This window comes from Plantibacter sp. CFBP 8798 (assembly GCF_014841195.1).
In the GTDB taxonomy this organism is placed as follows: domain Bacteria; phylum Actinomycetota; class Actinomycetes; order Actinomycetales; family Microbacteriaceae; genus Plantibacter; species Plantibacter auratus.
In genome coordinates, this window is record NZ_JACYTS010000003.1 from 90,840 (window position 1) to 107,389 (window position 16,550).

Here is a 16,550-nt window from a genome sequence, read left to right on the forward strand (position 1 = left end):
GCCGCCAAGGCTGAGGGTGCCGAGGACGAGATGTGGGCGCGGACCGCCGCAACAGATCAGAGCTCGAGCGCGGTCAGGAGGTGCTCGAAACGAGAACACATGAGCGAACATAGTCAATCTGACCTTCGACCGCGGTCCGTAAATCAGGTTCGAGGCTGCCCAATAGGACGACGATCAAGTCGTCCCCACTCTGCCCCTCTGAAGTGAACGGCTTGACCACGAACGTGCCTCGATGAGATTGAGTTAGCATCAGCGCTTCACTATCATCCCGTGGGATTTGACTTCGAGTGAGACCCCAGAACCTTGTGCGGCGAACATAGAGGCCATACCGAGCTAGAAAAAGAAGAACGGCAATGACCTGCCCGACAGTTTCTCTCAGCGTTTCGCCAGACCACTCTGATTGAAATTCCTCTACATACAGACTCGCTAGATCATCGCCGACAGCCCACAGAACTCCCGCGCGAACATCCCATGCGCCATCGTTTGGTTTCATTTTTAGAATTAAAGAGTCAAACTCTTCTTCAATAGAGTACGACAGCCCAAAGCACGACTCCGCCCAGGAGCCTATCTGCTCTAGAGCATGCCAAACTGACGCATATGAGAATTCATTTTCCATTTTGATAGAAAGATTTTAGCCGCCCACGGAACAAATCGAAATGGGGATCTTTGGGAGTGCGGACCCTGAACTGCAGCCAAGTCCCAGGGGCATAAGAGTTGTTATTCGCACTCCACCCAGCGGCATATCTTGTTCCTTTCTTGTTGAAAATGCCAGGCCTTGCTCCGCCCGTACGAGTACTTCCGAACAGAGTACTCTTCGGTCCAAGGAATGGCACGCGAGCCATTGCGGGGCCAATAATCTTGTCCGTGACAACTCTCCGGACGGCGGAGTTCCCGAATGCCGTGCTGGCGCTGCGAACTGCCGTGCTGGCGCTGCCAACTACCTTGCTAGCAGCAGAGCTGACCTTAACCGCAGCTGAAGCGACTCTCGCCACCGTGAGAACAACGCGTGCCGCTGCCACGGCGACGTTGAGTCCAGGAACGAACATTAGCGCGATGGAAGCAACGTCCGCGACCAGCCACCAGTCGATCTCGAATTGTCCGTTTAGGTCGAATCGGTTGATCGGGTCTGTCGGATAGACGTAAGCGTTGTCGACGCCTCCCTCGACCGGGTCTACAGAGAGGAACCGTCCGAGCGCAGCAACGTACTGTCGGGCACCCATCTCGATCGTTGCAATCGAACCAAGTCGTTCTGACAGTTTCTGGTGTTTCCCGACCCATCCGTAGTCTGCCTCGCCTCCGATTGCCCCTGGTCCGACGTCATTTGAGACATTCGTGCCGATCGCTCGAGTGACCGGGTCGACTGTTTGCCCGAATGGGTCGTACCGGTACAGGTCGAGTACTTCGCCGTCACCGTTCGCGTTGACAAGGACGTCGCCGTGAATGTTTGGGTACAGCCAGTTCTGGGGACCACCCATCGGCTGCTGCACAATGACGTTCCCTGGAAGGCTTGTCGTAGTGAGCGTCAGGTTGTTCGCGCCGTCGAGAATGAGGTCAGGGGTATCTCCGGCTCCGGTGAAGGACAACCGTTGGATCCGGTCTGGCTCGTTGGGGAGACTGACCGTCCGCGCGACGATGCGGTCAAGCGCGTCTCTGAGGTAAGTCACCTTTCCGAACCCTGCGATTTCGGTTGACAGGTGGCGGCCTGCTGAGTCGTAGACGAGCGCTTGCGGTCCGAGAGTGGTCGTATTGCCCTGAGCGTCATAGGCGATTTCGCCAACACCGAGACCATCCGATACCGGGTCTGCTCCGGCGGCGGGAGAGCTGACAGTGCTTCCCATCAGTCTGTCGGCCCCGTCGTAGCAATAGGCGGTGACTGAAGTGGCTGTCGGGCGCACATCCGTCATGGTGGTCCGGTTGCCGTTGAGCCCCGCGCCCGCTGACGATCCGCCCGCGCATCCTGACGTGGTGCCGAAGCCATAGGAGAGTTGATGTCCGGGGATGGTCGCGTTGATGAGCCTGGCTGCGGTATCGAAACCGTAGGTTGAGATCTCCTTCGTCGAACCCGCCGTCATGGTGTTCTGAACAGTTCGCCCGGACTGAGATCTGACGACCTCGTCTGTGACGTTCGGTTGGTTCGGGAAGGACCAGCGCAAACTCGACGTGGCACCCAGCGCGTCCTGGCCAATGGCCAGCGAGGACCCGTTCCCGAATCCACTCGACGGGTAGTCGACCGCGATCAGCGCGCCTCGCAAGGAAACATCAGCAAGTGCGGCGTGTCCGTAAGTCACCTCGGCAGCCAAAAGCCCCTCGACTGTCACCGTCGTGGTGCGCCCTTCCTCGTCGTAGCCGAAGGTCGTCGAGGCTGCCGTTCCACCAGGTGGTGTCGTCGTCAATGCAGTGAGTTGACCGAGAATGTCGTACTGCGCAGTCGCGACAGTGCCCCAGACATCTACGTACTGGGTGACGTTCCCACTGAGATCTGTCGTGGTCGTCACACGACCACTCGCGTCCTGCGTCCAGGTCGTCAGAGGACTGGCAGTCGCGGAGCCGTCTGCGGTATATGCGGACGTTACGGTTCGTGCTGGGCTCGTCGCATTCGCGGGGTAGTCGAGAGTTGCGGTGCGGCCTCTGGCGTCGAATGTTGTGCAGGTCCAAGCAGTATCACCGGTGCGTTTGCTGCCGACGCCGCGCCCGAAGAGGTCGTACACGTACTGCGTCGTGAGCTTCGAGTTCGTGCTGTTGGTCGCTTCGGCTGTGCTCTTGAGGAAACCGTATTGGGGCGTCGATGCGGGTAGACCGCAAACACTCCCTCCGTGGGCCTGTTGGAGCGTCTCGGTGTTTCCGTAGTAAGCGGAAGTGCTGCCGCCAACAGCGGCTGTCATGCCCGCTGCAGTGGCCGCCGGCAGCCGTTGGCTCGTACGACGGAGGTAGCTGGTGGGAGCTTCGTGCTCGTAGGAGGTCGTGAGGTTCAAACCGCCCGGGTCTACGGTCGATGAATCGATGAGCCCCAGCCAGGGCGAGGAGCTCTGGAACTTGGTCGTCGTGGATGGCGCCGCAGCTCCGGGCACTGAGGCTGGAGCCTGATCGATGGTCGAGGTCGTGGTGAGGATTCCGTAGTCCGGCTTGAGTTGTGCGCCGGGGATGTGTGCGCGCGGTTCTCCTGGTGGTGTCCAGAAGAGCTCGAGGCTGGCCGGACCGGTGTCCTCGAAGTATTCGACGCGGATTCGAGCGGTCTGTCCCGCGATAACGTTGACGATTCCTTCTGCTGACCAACGCACCGCATGACTCGACCAGTCCTCAGTAACGAGGACGTCGTCGATATAGACCCGTGTTCCGTCGTCGGCGTAGGTCTGGAGCTTGTACTGGCCTGCCTTCGGGAAGGTGACGGTGCCGGTGAGGCGCATGGAGACACCATCGACGGCGGCACCAGTGGGGCTCCTCTGCTCCCAGTCTTTCGCGATGCTCCCGCCAGCTCCAAGGATCCCGAGTGTCATCGCAGTGGGTACGCCCGTGAGCGAACGGTTCGGGAAGAGCACTGCCGCGAGACTGACGAGGCCTTCGTCATATCGTTTGATGGTGTGTGGTGTGGTTGTGGCGCAGTCGGCCGACGGCGTGCGGTCGGAGAGGAAGCATCCGGCAGGTGCGGGACCGAAGGTGTCCGTTAGACGGTCCTGCCCGTCATAGAGGTTCGTGGTCGTTTTGCCCTGAGGACTCGTTGTCGAAAGGACCTGGTCTTTTTCGTTCCAGAGGGTGGTCGTTGTCAGTCCCGTGGCGCTGATGTTGTTGGTTTGTCGCCATGAGCTGTCGTATTGGACAGTCCGCGCATGCCCTGGCGCTGGTGCCGCGGTCGGCGGGGTGAAGCCGGCTCGGTCGATGTGGCTCTGTCCTGCCTCATACGAGTAGCTGGTCCAGGGTCGATTTGCCTCTGTGAGGCCGTCGGGCGCCGCCTGGGTGACAACGGAGGCTCTCCCGGCAGCGTCGTAGGTGATGGTGGTGCGGGCTGCTGGTGGGCTGATGATTCCGTTGGCTGTAGCCCAGTCGTTCTCGAGTGCATCGCGGATCGCTGCAACGCGGCGGTTGGAGTCGTATCCAAACGTGACTGTTTCGTTGCCGGGATCGAGGATCGCGGCAAGCCGCCCGCTGCTGTCATAGAGCAAGCGAGTCGTGTCGTTCGTCCCTGCGACGTGTCCCGGGTAGATGATGCGGCAAAGCATCCCGGCCGGGACCGCTGTGTATCCGGCTGGGACCGGGCATGCGGAGCCGGTGACATCAGAGTCGGTTGGAGCGAGCCCAACCGATGCTGCGCTGTCGCCCGAATACGCGAATCGGACTTCGCGCGAGTAGGTCTTGGGGTTCGAGCCGGCGTTCTCGGAGATCCGGTCGGAGATCCGATCGACTTGACCGGTTCCAGTTCGGTAGCTCGTCACCGTGGACGCAGGCTTCTTCATGTCGGCCGGGCTGGTCGACGAGGAGACCTTACCGTCTGCGCCGAACGTGTACACCACGCCACCCTCTTCGGTGAATGACACGGAGTTGTTGAGGTTGAGCGCCATGACGCCGTACTCCCCCACCGGGGGTTCGTACCCACCGTTGGAGGTCTTCGTGTACGCGTGCGTACCACCGGTCACATCTGTGAGAGTGATCGAGCCTTCTTGCACTCGCACACTGGCGTAGTCGCCGGAACCGCTTGAGAGCACTGTCGACGAACCCCAGCCGTCAGGGAGCACCTCGACCGTCTTCGTGAACCACGATGCCGGCACCGGGAAGGGTGTCCCAGTTGTCCCGAGCTTGGCCCACAGCTCAACCTGGGCGGTACCGGTGTTGTCGAAGTACTCCATCCGGAAAGGCACCGGCGCTGCAGTCAGTGTCTTCGCGGAACCCCATACAGTCGCGCCGGCCGAGTGGGTGTCGGTGTACTTGTCGATAACTTTCGTATCACCAACCCAGGTGGCGACACCGTTATCGTGCATCGCTCCGAATGTGTAGGAACCGGCCTCGGAAGGCGTGATGAAGCCAGTCCAGCGGGCGAGGAATCGGTCCACGGGAACAGCGGGGCCCGGGGATCCTGCGTCCCATCGGAACGAGACTTGCGGATCAGTTCTTACGAGCACGGGCTCCCGGCCAGCAAACGTCCACGACTGTGTCGCGCCCGGTTCAGGGTTGGCGTCGAAGTACTCGCCCTTCAGGCCCCGGTTGGAGGACTTCTGCGAGTTGTAGGTGAATGCCATACCGATCGGTCCGCCAAGCGTGTTGACGGTGGGCGAGGTGAAGCTCATGTTCACGTTGCCGTTGGCCAGGTTCACTGTGACAGGACCTGCCGTGTCGGTGGGCGATGGGCCCGGATCTCCGACGCGCTGGTTCACGGTGAATCGTCCGACCCACGAGGTGACGGATTCTGAGTACTGGTCTTTCGTGAGGACCGTCCATGAGTAGGCGGTACCGTCCTGCAGGTACCCGGCTGGTGCTGTCCAGGTCAGACCCGTCTGCCATCCGGAGCTCACGACTGCGCCGGTCTTCGCGTCGGTGCCGGAGGCAACTCGGAACCAATATTGCAGCGGACGGTTCTGCGGGTTGGCGGGCGCCGCAACAGCGAATGTGGGCGATGTCGTGACGACAACAGAGCGATCCGCGGGCGATGCGGTCGACAGAGAGGTCCCAGGGGTGTCGTTGGTAGTGAAGGACCAGATGGGCGAGCTTTTGCTGTTGTTCACTCCCCAGACACCGTTGTACTCATCGGCGACGAACCCACGCCAGTAATACCGGGTACCGGGTTGTAGTTTTGGCGACGGCATCTTCGCTGTATCGGCGGTGATCCAGCCAGTCTCCCAAAGTGGGCTGACGTCTGGGTTCGGGTTCAAGCTCACACGGAAGTAGTAGCGGAGCGAGGTACCAGCGGCGGGCGTGCCCGTAATCTTGAACGTCGGCGTCAAGGTCGTGTTGGTTGCAGCGTTACCAGGAGAGGGCGCGACGATGGAGCCGAACGCCGCGTACTCCTTCCACCAAACGAACATGGATGCATCCACATGTTTGTAGGTGAACGTGTTGCTCTCATCGCCAACGAACATGAGGTACGAACCAGATACGCGGTCGTTGACCCATTGCGCCACGCGGCTGCTGAGACGATCGTCCTGTGCCCAACCTGCACTGTCGGTGACGTGGAAGCCACCGAGGTGTTCACCAGCAGCTGTGTAGTTGAATGCTGTGGCGTGATAGATGTTGTTCTGGCGAGCAGTTACGGTGCTGTCATCGCTGATTGATGTTGCGTAGATCTCCGCCCGCAGGACTTGCTTGCCGAAGAACTGCTCGTAGTTGAAATGCGCGATCGTGCGCCAGATACCGTTGGTGTTCGTATTGCCCATCTGGATGCCGTAGTTGACATTGGTCTGACCGTTTGTCTTGTACGACCTTGTGTCGTTCTGCGGCACCCAGGTGTCGGGGTCAACCATGACCGGATAGACCCGCTTCAGATCGTTTAGCCATGCGCCACTGGCTTCAAGTGTGATCCACCAGGCGTTCTCGCGCTGGTCGAGCTGCACGTCCAGCGCCGTCTGATTGTCCGCCTGCTTTCCACCGGCGCCAGCCGAATCCCACATCGTCGGAGGCTGCATGACGAAATCGACGTTATCCTCGGCGTCAAGGAACTCAACACCGCCAAGCGCATCCATACGGAGCGAACCATCGGTATCGACCTTCCAGGTCCACGACGTCCGACCATCCACCCCTGGCTTCTGCGACAGCCGGAAGAGCTCCTTCACGCCAGAGTTCTCCACCTCGTACACGAGGTCTGTGTTCGGGAACACGTCCTGGTACTCGAGCTGATTCTTCGTCTCGGACCACGGGGCCGCATCGCGCACGAGTTTGCTGGCAGCCGCGTCCACCAGAGTGAAACCAACATCTGAACCATTGCGAGAAATCTGCAGGAGGTTCTCGTCGCTTGCGGTCTCGGCAAAGACTGGATTCAGAGGGTGCTGATCAACTTCACCACCGCCGACACCGAACCAGGACAACAAGCCCGTTGTCGTCACGTCCGTGTTGATCGGCTTCCACTCACCGTTCACGTCCACGCTGACTGGCTCGCGCGCCATCTCCGTCACCCGCCGCCCATCACCAGCGTCATACGTCAGCGAGAACTCATCGCGATCGACCACATCGGCGGTCTCTGCGTCGAAGTCGTCCGTCTGCAGAGTCTCGGAGTCCACCTCAGCCTGTCCGCCCGCAGGCGCTGGGACGTCGGCCACCTCGGCATCAGGCTCACCGGAAAAGTCGGCTTCCGGTGGCGCCTCCCCCAGCTGCGCCTCGGGTTCCTCGGAGTCCTCCGGCGGAGCGATGACTGCGGTCGGATCGTCAGACTCATCGGCCGCCGCCGACGTGTACTGGACGAACGACCCAAGGAGCACGAACGTGACGATCATGCTGAGGGCAGCGAAAAACAGCGGGCGGAATCGAAGCGCCACGGGCATCCTTCAGGTAGGGAAACCTCGTAACGTACGAAGCTGAAAAAAACCTAGTAGATACACCGGCTTTGTCACAAGAAAAAATTCACACCGACCAAGCACTGTCTTGAGAACCTACAGGTTTACAAGACACGTGGTGCGTCGACGTCCGTGCCGAACTCAGGTCCGGAAAGCTGCAGGTTTCACCGGCGGGCGCCCGTCTCGGAAACTCGTCTCACAGAGCGGTGTGTCTCATTGAGGGTCGCGTGGGTTTCTGAGACATGCTGGTGCCATGAGGCAGATCGGGTACACCAGAGTCAGCACCGCTGGCCAGGACGCACAGCTGCAGCTCGACGCGCTCCTCGCCGCCGGCGTCCAGAAACGCGACGTGTTCGCAGACGTGACCTCTGGCAGCAAGACCGCGATTGAACGTCCCGGCATGACGAAGCTGCTCGAGTACGCCGAGGCCGGCGACACCGTGATCGTGTGGCGCATCGACCGGCTCGGGCGCTCCCTCATCGACGTCCTCAACACCGTCGAGCTCCTGCGGGGCCGCGGGATCCACGTGCGATCCCTCTCCGATGGGATCGATCCCGCGACGTCGACCGGCCGGCTGATGCTCCATATGCTCGCCACCCTGGCCGAGTACGAGCGCGAGCTCATCGTCGAACGCGTCAACGCCGGCATCGCCGCAGCACGCGAATCCGGCACCCGCTTCGGGCGCCCACCCGTGAACCCCGACATCATCGCCGAGAAGCTCGCCATCGTTGCCGAAGCCCGCGATCGCGGCCGCACAGCAGCAGAAGCCGCCGCACTCGTCGGCTGGAGCAGAGCAACGCTCTATCGACACCAGACCGGCGCTACGGCACGAACACACTGACGGTCCGGGGCAGGACGCCCGCGGCAACCTGAAACGCTTCCCAGATCGGAGCCGGTCGTCATGGTGCCGGCGGACCTCATCGTGGCTGGGGCTGGTTGCTCGCCTGGCTTGCCGACACCGAGCGGGATGGCGCTGGCTGAGAGTGCTCTCAGAGCTCCGCGCTCGCTTTCCGTGTCATCTCTCCGGACGCCAGTGCAGGCTGCACTTCATGACTGTTCCACCTGGGCCCGCGTTGTCCGTCGCGTCGAAGGTGCCCGAGGTCACGGCGGTCTTTTGGGTGCTGAAGCTCCTGACCACGGGGTTGGGTGAGACTGCGTCCGACTGGATGGTCGTGCACCTCGATCCGGTACCGGTCGTCCTGGGCACCGCGGTGGTGTTCGGCGTATGCCTGACAATCCAGCTGCGGGCGCCGCGGTATTCGGTGTGGCGGTACTGGTTGTTGGTGGGCATGATCGGGGTGTTCGGGACGATGGTCGCCGATGTCGCGCACATCGTCGTCGGGGTGCCGTACATCGTCTCGACGGCGGCGTTCGCCGTGGCACTCGCCGTGGTGCTGGGCGTGTGGTGGCGATTCGAGGGCACGTTGTCGATCCACTCGATCACGAGTCGCCGGCGGGAGGTGTTCTACTGGGCGACGGTGTGCGCGACCTTTGCGCTCGGCACTGCCGTCGGTGACCTCGCCGCTCACGACCTCGGTCTCGGCTACGGCGGGTCCGCCATCCTCTTCGGCGTACTGTTCCTGCTACCGGGTCTGGCATACCGGTTCTTGGGTTGGTCGGCGGTCGCGATGTTCTGGGCGTCGTATATCGTCACGAGACCGCTCGGCGCGTCGATTGCGGACGGGCTCGCGGTGGTGCCGTCGCGAGGCGGGCTGGGTTTCGGAACGGGTCCGGTGACGCTGGTCGCTCTCGCCCTCGCGATTGGACTCGTCGCCGTGTTGGCGCGACGTGACGCTCGGAACCTGATGCCCGCCGGATGAGTATCAGGCTGCGCATCGGGTCAGCTGTCAGGCGATGGCGCCGCCTGAACGGCAGGCAGGCCGATGCGGATCGTGAGCCCGTCGCCCGGCCGGTTGTCCAGCTCGATGGTGCCGTCGGCGTTCCGAACGAGCGCGGCGACGATCGCGAGTCCGAGACCGGTTCCCTGGCCGCCGGTTCGGGAGGCATCCTGGCGGGTGAAGCGGTCGAGCGCGAACGGCTCGAACGCCGGATCCATCCCGCCGCCGGTGTCGGTCACGACGAGCCATGCGACCGCTTCTTGAACGGTCAGTCGAACGTCGATCACCCCGCCGTCACCGACGGCGCGCAGTGCATTGTTCAGCAGATTGTCCACGATGCGTCCGAACGACTCGGCGCCGATCGGGAAGCCACCACTGTCATCTGTCCCGTCGCCGGACGCCAGGAGTTCCGGCCCGTCGTACAGAATCGAGATCGCCGTGTCCTGTGCGCGGAACCGAGCACGGTCGGTCGCGTCATCGGCTTCACGACCGAGGGCTCCGATCGAGCTCCGAACACCGTCGTGGGCAGCTTCAATCGCCGAAAGTTCCAGCAGGGAGGTCACGAGGGCCGCCAGGCGGGTGACGTTTCGTCTGGCACCGTCGACGTCTCGCACCATCTGTTCCACCGAAGACGCCTCAGCGACCGCGACCTGCAGTTGGGCGTTCAGCAACGCGATCGGCGTGCGGAGCTCGTGGCTGGCGTCAGAGACGAATTGCCGTTCCCGGCGGGCGGAGTCGCGCAGCCGCTCGATGAGCTCATTCAACGTGCGGGCGAGGTCCGAGATCTCGTCGCGAGCCTCGCCGACCGCGAGGAGATCCGAGGACGACCCAGCGCTGAGGGCATCAGCACTCCGGCGAAGGCGACGGACTGGGCCGAGGGACAGACTCGTGAGCGCCCAGGCGGTCCCGGCAGCACCGACGGCGATCACCGCGAGGCCCGTGAACAGCAGCGTTCGCATCTGCGCGAGCACGGTCGTCTCCTCCTGCGCGTCTCGGGCGGCCACCACAACCCAGTCCCCACCTGCGACTGCGACCGTCGTCGACAAGACGATGAAGGACGCATCTCCCACCCGGACGTCGTGCGCCTGCCCGGATCCGCCCACATCCGGCAGCTTGTCGGCCAGCGAAGCCGGCAGTGTGTTGATGGGCGTCGAACCGTCGGGAGCTAGGACGGCGACGAGTTGTGACGGCCCTGGCGCGTCGAAGGAGTCGTCCGGTTCCGTCTGCAGGGCGACGACGTAGGGGGCGCTGTCGCTTGAGAGGACCGAGCTGGTGCCGTCACGGACGATGCGTTCGATCTGCGCGTTCAGGACGATGCCCGCGGCGACTGCGATGAGGATCGCGATGAGGAGACTGCCCCCGGCGATCCTCATCCGGATGCCGAGACGGTCGATCAGCCTGCGGGTCGTCGCCACGGGGACCCTCACGAACCCTTCGAGGCGACGAGCCGGAAGCCGACGCCGCGGGTGGTCACGATGCGCACGCCCGCCCCGCTCTGCTCGAGCTTCCGCCGCAAGTAGCTCACGTACTGGTCGACGATGTTCGGGTCGATGTGCGCACTCGTCTCCCAGACCTCCGCGAGGATGTCCGCGCGGGTCACGGTGTCATCGACACGAAGCGCGAGGACACGGAGCACGTCGAACTCCGTGCGGCTCAGCGGGATCTCCCGATCGCCCAGCCGGGCGCGATGGCGTGCGAGATCGACCGTCAGGTCGCCGAGCAGGATACGGGCGGGTGCGTGCAGCGCGTCGCGGCGGCGGACGGCTCTGATGCGCGCGGACAGTTCGGCCAGGTCGAACGGTTTGACCATGTAATCGTCAGCACCGGCGTCGAGCCCCCGCACCCGATCGTCGACGGCGTGCCGAGCGGTCAGGAGGATGATCGCGATCGTGGGATCCAGCTCTTTCAACCGGCGGCTGAGCTCGAACCCCGACATCCCCGGAAGCATCACGTCGACGACCGCGAGCTCGAACCCCGTGTCCGTCGCGAGTCCGATGGCGTCGATACCGTCGTGTGACTCGACGACCTCGTGGCCGTCGGACGCCAGCCCGCGAGCAAGCAGTTCCGTCATCTCGTGCTCATCGTCGACGACGAGGATCCTCACGACCTGCCCCCTCCCGCCTGTTGCCGGCGATGCCCGCCCGGCCCCCGTTTCCACATCCTAGGACGCAGCGTGTCGCCGGGCGCCGGCTACCGCTGAGACGACCGACGGATCGGACGCCACAAGCTGTCGACGCTGACGCGCGAGCTGCACTGTCATGAAGACGACGAGGGCGATGATGACGATGCCGAACACCGCGCTCGTGGCGGTCGTCCCGAGCCCCAGCCCGCCGTCCGCGACCGGTTGGGAGGCGAGATCGCCGAGTGAAGCACCGAGCGGGCGGGTGAGGACGTAGGCGATCCAGAAACACACCACGGCGTTGGCATGGAAGACGACATACGCGATGGCGACGGCCGCGATGACCGCGGCGAACAGGACCGCGGCGAGCACGTAGCCGAGGCCGAGCGCCTCCGACAGGAAGTCTCCCGCCGCAGTACCGAGCGCGAAAGTGAACAGGATCGCCAACCAGTAGAACGCCTCGCGCCGGCGGGTCACGATGGAGTGGATCGACAGGGTCCGCTCGCGCCGGAACCACACCGTGAAGGTCGCCCCGAGCAGGACGGCGAAGCCGAGCGTCGAAGCCCACAGCGGCACCCCCACGACGTCGGTGAGGTTGTCGGTGATGAGGGTGCCGACGACGCTGATCAACACGACGGTGATCCAGTAGACCGTCGGCACGTAGCGGCGCGTCCGGAACTGGACGGCGAGGGCGATGAGGAACAGTGCGCCCGTCACGATCGACGTCGCCGTCAGTCCGAAGCCGAGCGTGTCGTTGAAGTAGTCGGCCGCGGTCTCGCCGACGGTAGTGGAGAACACTTTGATCACCCAGAAGGCCAAGGTGATCTGGGGGACCTTGCTGAGCAGCAAGTCACTGACGCGAGTGGATTCGAGTGTCGAGGTCATGCCTCAACGCTCCCGCTCCACCCTGCAGCCGGCCTGACGTTGACGACCCGCATTCGTGAGGGTGCTCACAGAATGCGCGGCGCCCGCGCGTCCCGGACGGCCGGTTCAGCGGTCCGTGCGTCCCGCGCGACGACTCCGGATCACGCTGACGATGATCGACAGAATGGAGATGACAACGATGCCGCCGAGGATCAGGTCGATGTATTGCGACACGAAGTCCGCCACGCCGGGGATCTGTCCAAGGAAGAACCCAGCGAGAATCAGCAGGGTCGGCCAGGCGATGCCGCCGACAATGTTGAAGAGCAGGAACCGCGGATAGTGCATCCGGGCCGTGCCGGCGGCGACCGGTGCGACGGTGCGGACCACGGGGACGAACCTCGCGATCGTCACCGTCGCCGAACCGTATCGGTCGAAAAATCCGTTCGTGCGCTCGAGGGTGGCCCGACTGATGAGTCCCGCGGCCTTCCGCTCGAAGACCCGAGGGCCGAGCCGCCTCCCGATGAGGTACCCGAGCTGATCCCCTGCGACCGCCGACACGGCGACCGCGAGAATGACGACTGCGACGGGCACGTCGATCACGCCGGAGAACGTCAGCACCCCCGTGAAGAAGAGCAGGGTGTCGCCGGGAAGCACGAACCCGATCAGCAGTCCCGTCTCGACGAAGATGATCAGACACACGACGGCAAGCGCCCACCCGCCACTGCTCTGGATGATGGACTGAGGGTCGAAGAGACCGGTGTGGATCATCTCCCGAGCCTCGCACGCCAAGCGGCGCTGCGCCCTCGAACGCGGACTGACGCCCTGAGAGTTCTGACAGAACCGACGCCAACGCGCCCCCACCAGACCTGCCGGTGACACACCCGCTTGTCGAAACACGTGCCGGCCGAGCACACTGGAGCACGACGGGCATTCGAACCCGTGATCGTCGCGAAGGAGTGCCCGGTGCAGTGGAGTCTCGAAGTCGTTCCCGTCAGCGTCGCCGACGTCGATCAGGCGAAGGACTTCTACGCCCAGCAGGTCGGATTCCACTTGGACCTCGACGTCCGAATCAGTGACGAGCTCCGCATCGTGCAACTCACACCGCCCGGCTCAGGTAGCAGCATCCAACTCAAGACCGGTGAGACCCGGCTGGAGGGCTTGCAGCTCGTCGTCGACGACATCGATCAGGCACGCGCCGAGTTGGCCGACCGCGGTGTCGACGTGAGTCCAGTGACACACTTCGAAGACGGCGTCCGCCTCGAGGGCCGAGGTGGCGACTGGAACTCATTCGTCTTCTTCGCCGACCCCGGCGGGAACGCCTGGGTGATCCAGGAACGCCCCCAAACCAGCTGACGGCCACCGCGTGTGCATTTCGCCCTACAGTCGGATGGGTCGGTAACCGAGGAGGAACCAATGTCGTACGTCGTCGATTTCGTCACGGTGTCGGAGGTCGGGCTCGAGTCGTCGCCGGTGGCTGCGGCACTGGCCGGACTGCGGGCCAACGAGGCCCGCTACTTCAAGAACAAGTACGACCACGTCTTCACCGTCAGCCCCGCGAGCCAAGTGCCGGAGATCATCGAACGAGTGCACCGCATCTTGCAGGACGAGCGCAGCCTGACGATCGAATCCAGACCGCTCGAAGCCACCAGGTTCGAGGTGGAGGGCATCGACATGTCCTATGTGTTTTACGAGTCCGGACTCTCCATCAACGTCATGTACACGATCGAGGACGGTGGGAAACGCGCCGTCGGGTTCAAGCTCTCCGACGGTATGGACGTGCCTGCCGAACTCGAGTCGAGGTTCAAGTTCGCCCGCCAGAAGTCGAAACTCGCCGGCACCATCCGCGGCACGTATTTCGTGATCAAGAGCGTGTACTGAGGATCGACCCGCGGCGGTTGAACCCTCACCGGTTGTTCGCGCGTCAGTGCCGCAGTCATGGCTACGCTGGCGACAATGACCATGATGACGGCCTGCCGCAGGTGCGAACGATGCTAACGGGCAGCGACCAAACGCATTCGGAGCGGAGCCGTACGCGGCCCGGAACCGATCGATTTCGTTGCTCGCCTTCGATTGTCCAGACGTCGATGTGGCAGACGGTGAGGGTGCGGCCGGCGGCACGACATCGGCCACAGCTTCGAGGTACTGCCCTGCAGCAGGTGCGAGCAGGTTGATCTTGTACTCAACGGTCAGCACTTCCGAGCCCTGGTCCATCAGCGTGAGGGCAGCGTAACCTCCGGCGCTGTCCGCGATCGCGCTCGTCACACCGGCGTGGACGTAGCCGTGCTCTCATTTCTGGTCGACATCGGACCGCATCAACCTGTGGATAACTCACCGGGAATATGCCCGATAATATTAATTATGTCAGTTTGCTTGTTATAAGGCGGCAAGTCTGGACACTCTTTCACTGTCCCGTACCCGCGCTCATGAGCTCAGAGAGGCTCGTGGATCCTTGCGTCGATCTCGTGCGCCTCGGCCTCAGCGGCGAGCTCCTTCACCGCTACTTCCGATTAGACCGCCCGCTTGCGCTCCGGCGCCCCCAGGTGCAGCACCGGTGGCAGGTGCTTCAGCTCCACTGGCCTGGCCGGCACCTTCCCGAGAAACACTCGGCGCAACCGCCGCGGTCGCATCCCTGCCAACATGGCGATGTCTCGGGCTAGCCAGCCTCCCTACTCAGTTGATGCGTAAATCCGCGTATCCATCTCCAAAAAGTCCACACACCCACGAAACCGTCACACCAATGATGGGTCACCTCCCTCGGGCGCGACTTCCGACGTCGGTAACAGGTCGCGAAGCCATGTGCATTGCCGTCGCTCAGGTCAGTCTCATCGTCGCACCCGTCGACGCCGAACCGGACCGCGTTACCAAACCTCAGCCCCAGGGTGGCGGCCACTCCCCGACCTACCGAGCGCCCCCGTGGCCCATGCGCCCCCGCGACCGCACGGCGGCGGTATGACGTCCCGGAACAGCCCGTGTGGACTCACTTCCTCGAGCCGAGATCACACGACCTGCGACCCAGATCCAGCACCCGAACAGCTTCTGGCCTTGTCCCTCCACGGCGTTCAAGATACATTCGCGGAATGGATCCCATCGACTGCCTCCCCCCGACTGGATCGGATGCAGGCATCTGGCCACTCATCGCCGTGCTGCTGGTCGGTGTCGGTCTCGGGCTGCTCCTGATAATGCGCGGCCGACGCAGAACGACTACTCTCGTGCTCATTCTGGCGCTGGTCGGAGGCGGTGCTGCATTCATCACGCTCGATGCGAGTCCAGCCCAAGCGGACAGCTGCATCCCCACTACGGCACCGACCATGACGCCCACAACCACGCCCCCAACGACCGTTCCGACTCCACCAGCCGTCACGGCAGACTTCGCCGTCGCATTCGACCCCTTCACACTCCCTCCTCGCGGAGGCGGCGAGGAAGTCCTCACCGACTACACCGAATCGGTCCCCGTCACCCTCACGAACGTCACGACAGGGACAGCGGCGGCCCCCGTGTCGATTACCGTCACTGGCACTCCCGGCACCTATTGGACAGTAACGGGCGTTCTCAATAGCGACGGCACCGGACCGGCAACCGGCATCACCGTGGCCGCCGCCGGCCCAGGAACAGCCACGCTGACCGTCGACCCGGCCCCCGCTGCCTCTACAGCGATCTCCTTCCAACTCCAACTCACCTACGATGTCACCACCTGGGACTCCAACTTCCAGACTCAACCGGACGACTCGGAAGTCCGCCTCGCCCGACCGGAAAGTACGATCACCCTCCAACTCACCGGGCAATCCCCTGGAGGCGGGCACACAGCGACCGCAAACCTTCCCGGCTACGTGAACGTCGTCCCTGCGCCCTGAGACGTGTCTCCCATAGGCTGCGTGGGGCGGTTCTGATGGGAAGATTCGTGCTGTGCGATGTGCGTTGACTGCCGATCATGAGATTCCAGATCGGGCCCCCTGGTGATTGTTCCCGGCGACGCCGTTTAAATCGGAGACCGGGACACGGAACGACCCGCTTTCGTGTTCGTGACAGCAGCCCAGGGCACGGGATGGATTCCCACGCGTCACCTCGATATCGACGGCGCGGGCGGTACCGCTCGTGCCGGATACAACACCACCGCGCTACCGGCCAGGCTAGGAGAAGACGTCGACATCCTCGTGGATAACTCAAAAAGCGGCTGGCCCTGGTGCAGGAACGCTGACGGACGTGAAGGATGGATTCCTCACCGCGTGCTCGCCGTTGCGTGATCAATCGCCATGCACC

Annotated in this window: 10 protein-coding genes and 1 pseudogene; 5 read left to right on the top strand and 6 right to left on the bottom strand. The window is 63.3% G+C overall.

Annotated elements, in window-relative coordinates:
- Window positions 1-605 precede the first annotated feature (605 nt).
- A complete protein-coding gene (locus IFU30_RS13155) occupies window positions 606-7,454 on the bottom strand; it encodes a PA14 domain-containing protein (RefSeq protein WP_161578619.1) in 6,849 nt (2,282 codons plus the stop codon).
- Between the two features lie 271 nt (window positions 7,455-7,725).
- Here IFU30_RS13155 and IFU30_RS13160 point away from each other — a divergent pair, with 271 nt between their 5' ends.
- On the top strand, window positions 7,726-8,313 hold the full coding sequence (locus tag IFU30_RS13160; RefSeq protein ID WP_137243535.1) for a recombinase family protein: 588 nt from the start codon (window positions 7,726-7,728) through the stop codon (window positions 8,311-8,313).
- A 208-nt stretch (window positions 8,314-8,521) separates the two neighbouring features.
- Entirely contained in the window at window positions 8,522-9,292 is a 771-nt protein-coding gene (locus IFU30_RS13165) for a COG4705 family protein (RefSeq protein WP_137243536.1), read from the top strand.
- 20 nt (window positions 9,293-9,312) lie between these two features.
- On the opposite strand, the gene IFU30_RS13170 is transcribed toward IFU30_RS13165, so the two are convergent.
- The 4 genes from IFU30_RS13170 to IFU30_RS13185 form a co-directional block, all read right to left on the bottom strand.
- Entirely contained in the window at window positions 9,313-10,725 is a 1,413-nt protein-coding gene (locus IFU30_RS13170) for a sensor histidine kinase (protein ID WP_137243537.1), read from the bottom strand.
- 8 nt (window positions 10,726-10,733) lie between these two features.
- Window positions 10,734-11,414: a response regulator transcription factor gene (locus IFU30_RS20910; protein WP_137243538.1), complete on the bottom strand. Its 681-nt coding sequence runs from the start codon at window positions 11,412-11,414 to the stop codon at window positions 10,734-10,736.
- Window positions 11,415-11,471: 57 nt separating this feature from the next.
- Complete coding sequence (locus IFU30_RS13180) at window positions 11,472-12,314, bottom strand: COG4705 family protein (RefSeq protein WP_137243539.1); 843 nt, start codon at window positions 12,312-12,314, stop codon at window positions 11,472-11,474.
- Between the two features lie 105 nt (window positions 12,315-12,419).
- The gene (locus IFU30_RS13185; protein WP_240044053.1) at window positions 12,420-13,061 is read right to left on the bottom strand and encodes a DedA family protein; all 642 of its coding nucleotides are present in this window, start codon (window positions 13,059-13,061) and stop codon (window positions 12,420-12,422) included.
- A 195-nt stretch (window positions 13,062-13,256) separates the two neighbouring features.
- Between IFU30_RS13185 and IFU30_RS13190 the strand changes: the two genes are divergently transcribed.
- Together IFU30_RS13190 and IFU30_RS13195 are read left to right on the top strand one after the other, a co-directional pair.
- Window positions 13,257-13,646: a VOC family protein gene (locus IFU30_RS13190; protein WP_137243540.1), complete on the top strand. Its 390-nt coding sequence runs from the start codon at window positions 13,257-13,259 to the stop codon at window positions 13,644-13,646.
- A gap of 60 nt (window positions 13,647-13,706) precedes the next feature.
- Window positions 13,707-14,171, top strand: a complete 465-nt coding sequence (locus tag IFU30_RS13195; RefSeq protein ID WP_137243541.1) for a phage tail protein — start codon at window positions 13,707-13,709, stop codon at window positions 14,169-14,171.
- Between the two features lie 300 nt (window positions 14,172-14,471).
- Here the strand turns inward: IFU30_RS13195 and IFU30_RS21030 are convergent.
- Window positions 14,472-14,555: pseudogene (locus tag IFU30_RS21030) on the bottom strand (hypothetical protein); the annotation flags it as partial.
- Between the two features lie 815 nt (window positions 14,556-15,370).
- Here IFU30_RS21030 and IFU30_RS13205 point away from each other — a divergent pair.
- Window positions 15,371-16,144: a hypothetical protein gene (locus tag IFU30_RS13205; RefSeq protein WP_137243542.1), complete on the top strand. Its 774-nt coding sequence runs from the start codon at window positions 15,371-15,373 to the stop codon at window positions 16,142-16,144.
- Window positions 16,145-16,550: the final 406 nt, after the last annotated feature.

Coding starts and splice junctions, on each gene's coding strand:
- IFU30_RS13160 (WP_137243535.1), top strand. CDS start 7,726: ATGAGGCAGATCGGGTACACCAGAGTCAGCACCGCTGGCCAGGACGCA.
- IFU30_RS13195 (WP_137243541.1), top strand. CDS start 13,707: ATGTCGTACGTCGTCGATTTCGTCACGGTGTCGGAGGTCGGGCTCGAG.
- IFU30_RS13165 (WP_137243536.1), top strand. CDS start 8,522: ATGACTGTTCCACCTGGGCCCGCGTTGTCCGTCGCGTCGAAGGTGCCC.
- IFU30_RS13185 (WP_240044053.1), bottom strand. CDS start 13,061: ATGATCCACACCGGTCTCTTCGACCCTCAGTCCATCATCCAGAGCAGT.
- IFU30_RS13180 (WP_137243539.1), bottom strand. CDS start 12,314: ATGACCTCGACACTCGAATCCACTCGCGTCAGTGACTTGCTGCTCAGC.
- IFU30_RS13205 (WP_137243542.1), top strand. CDS start 15,371: ATGGATCCCATCGACTGCCTCCCCCCGACTGGATCGGATGCAGGCATC.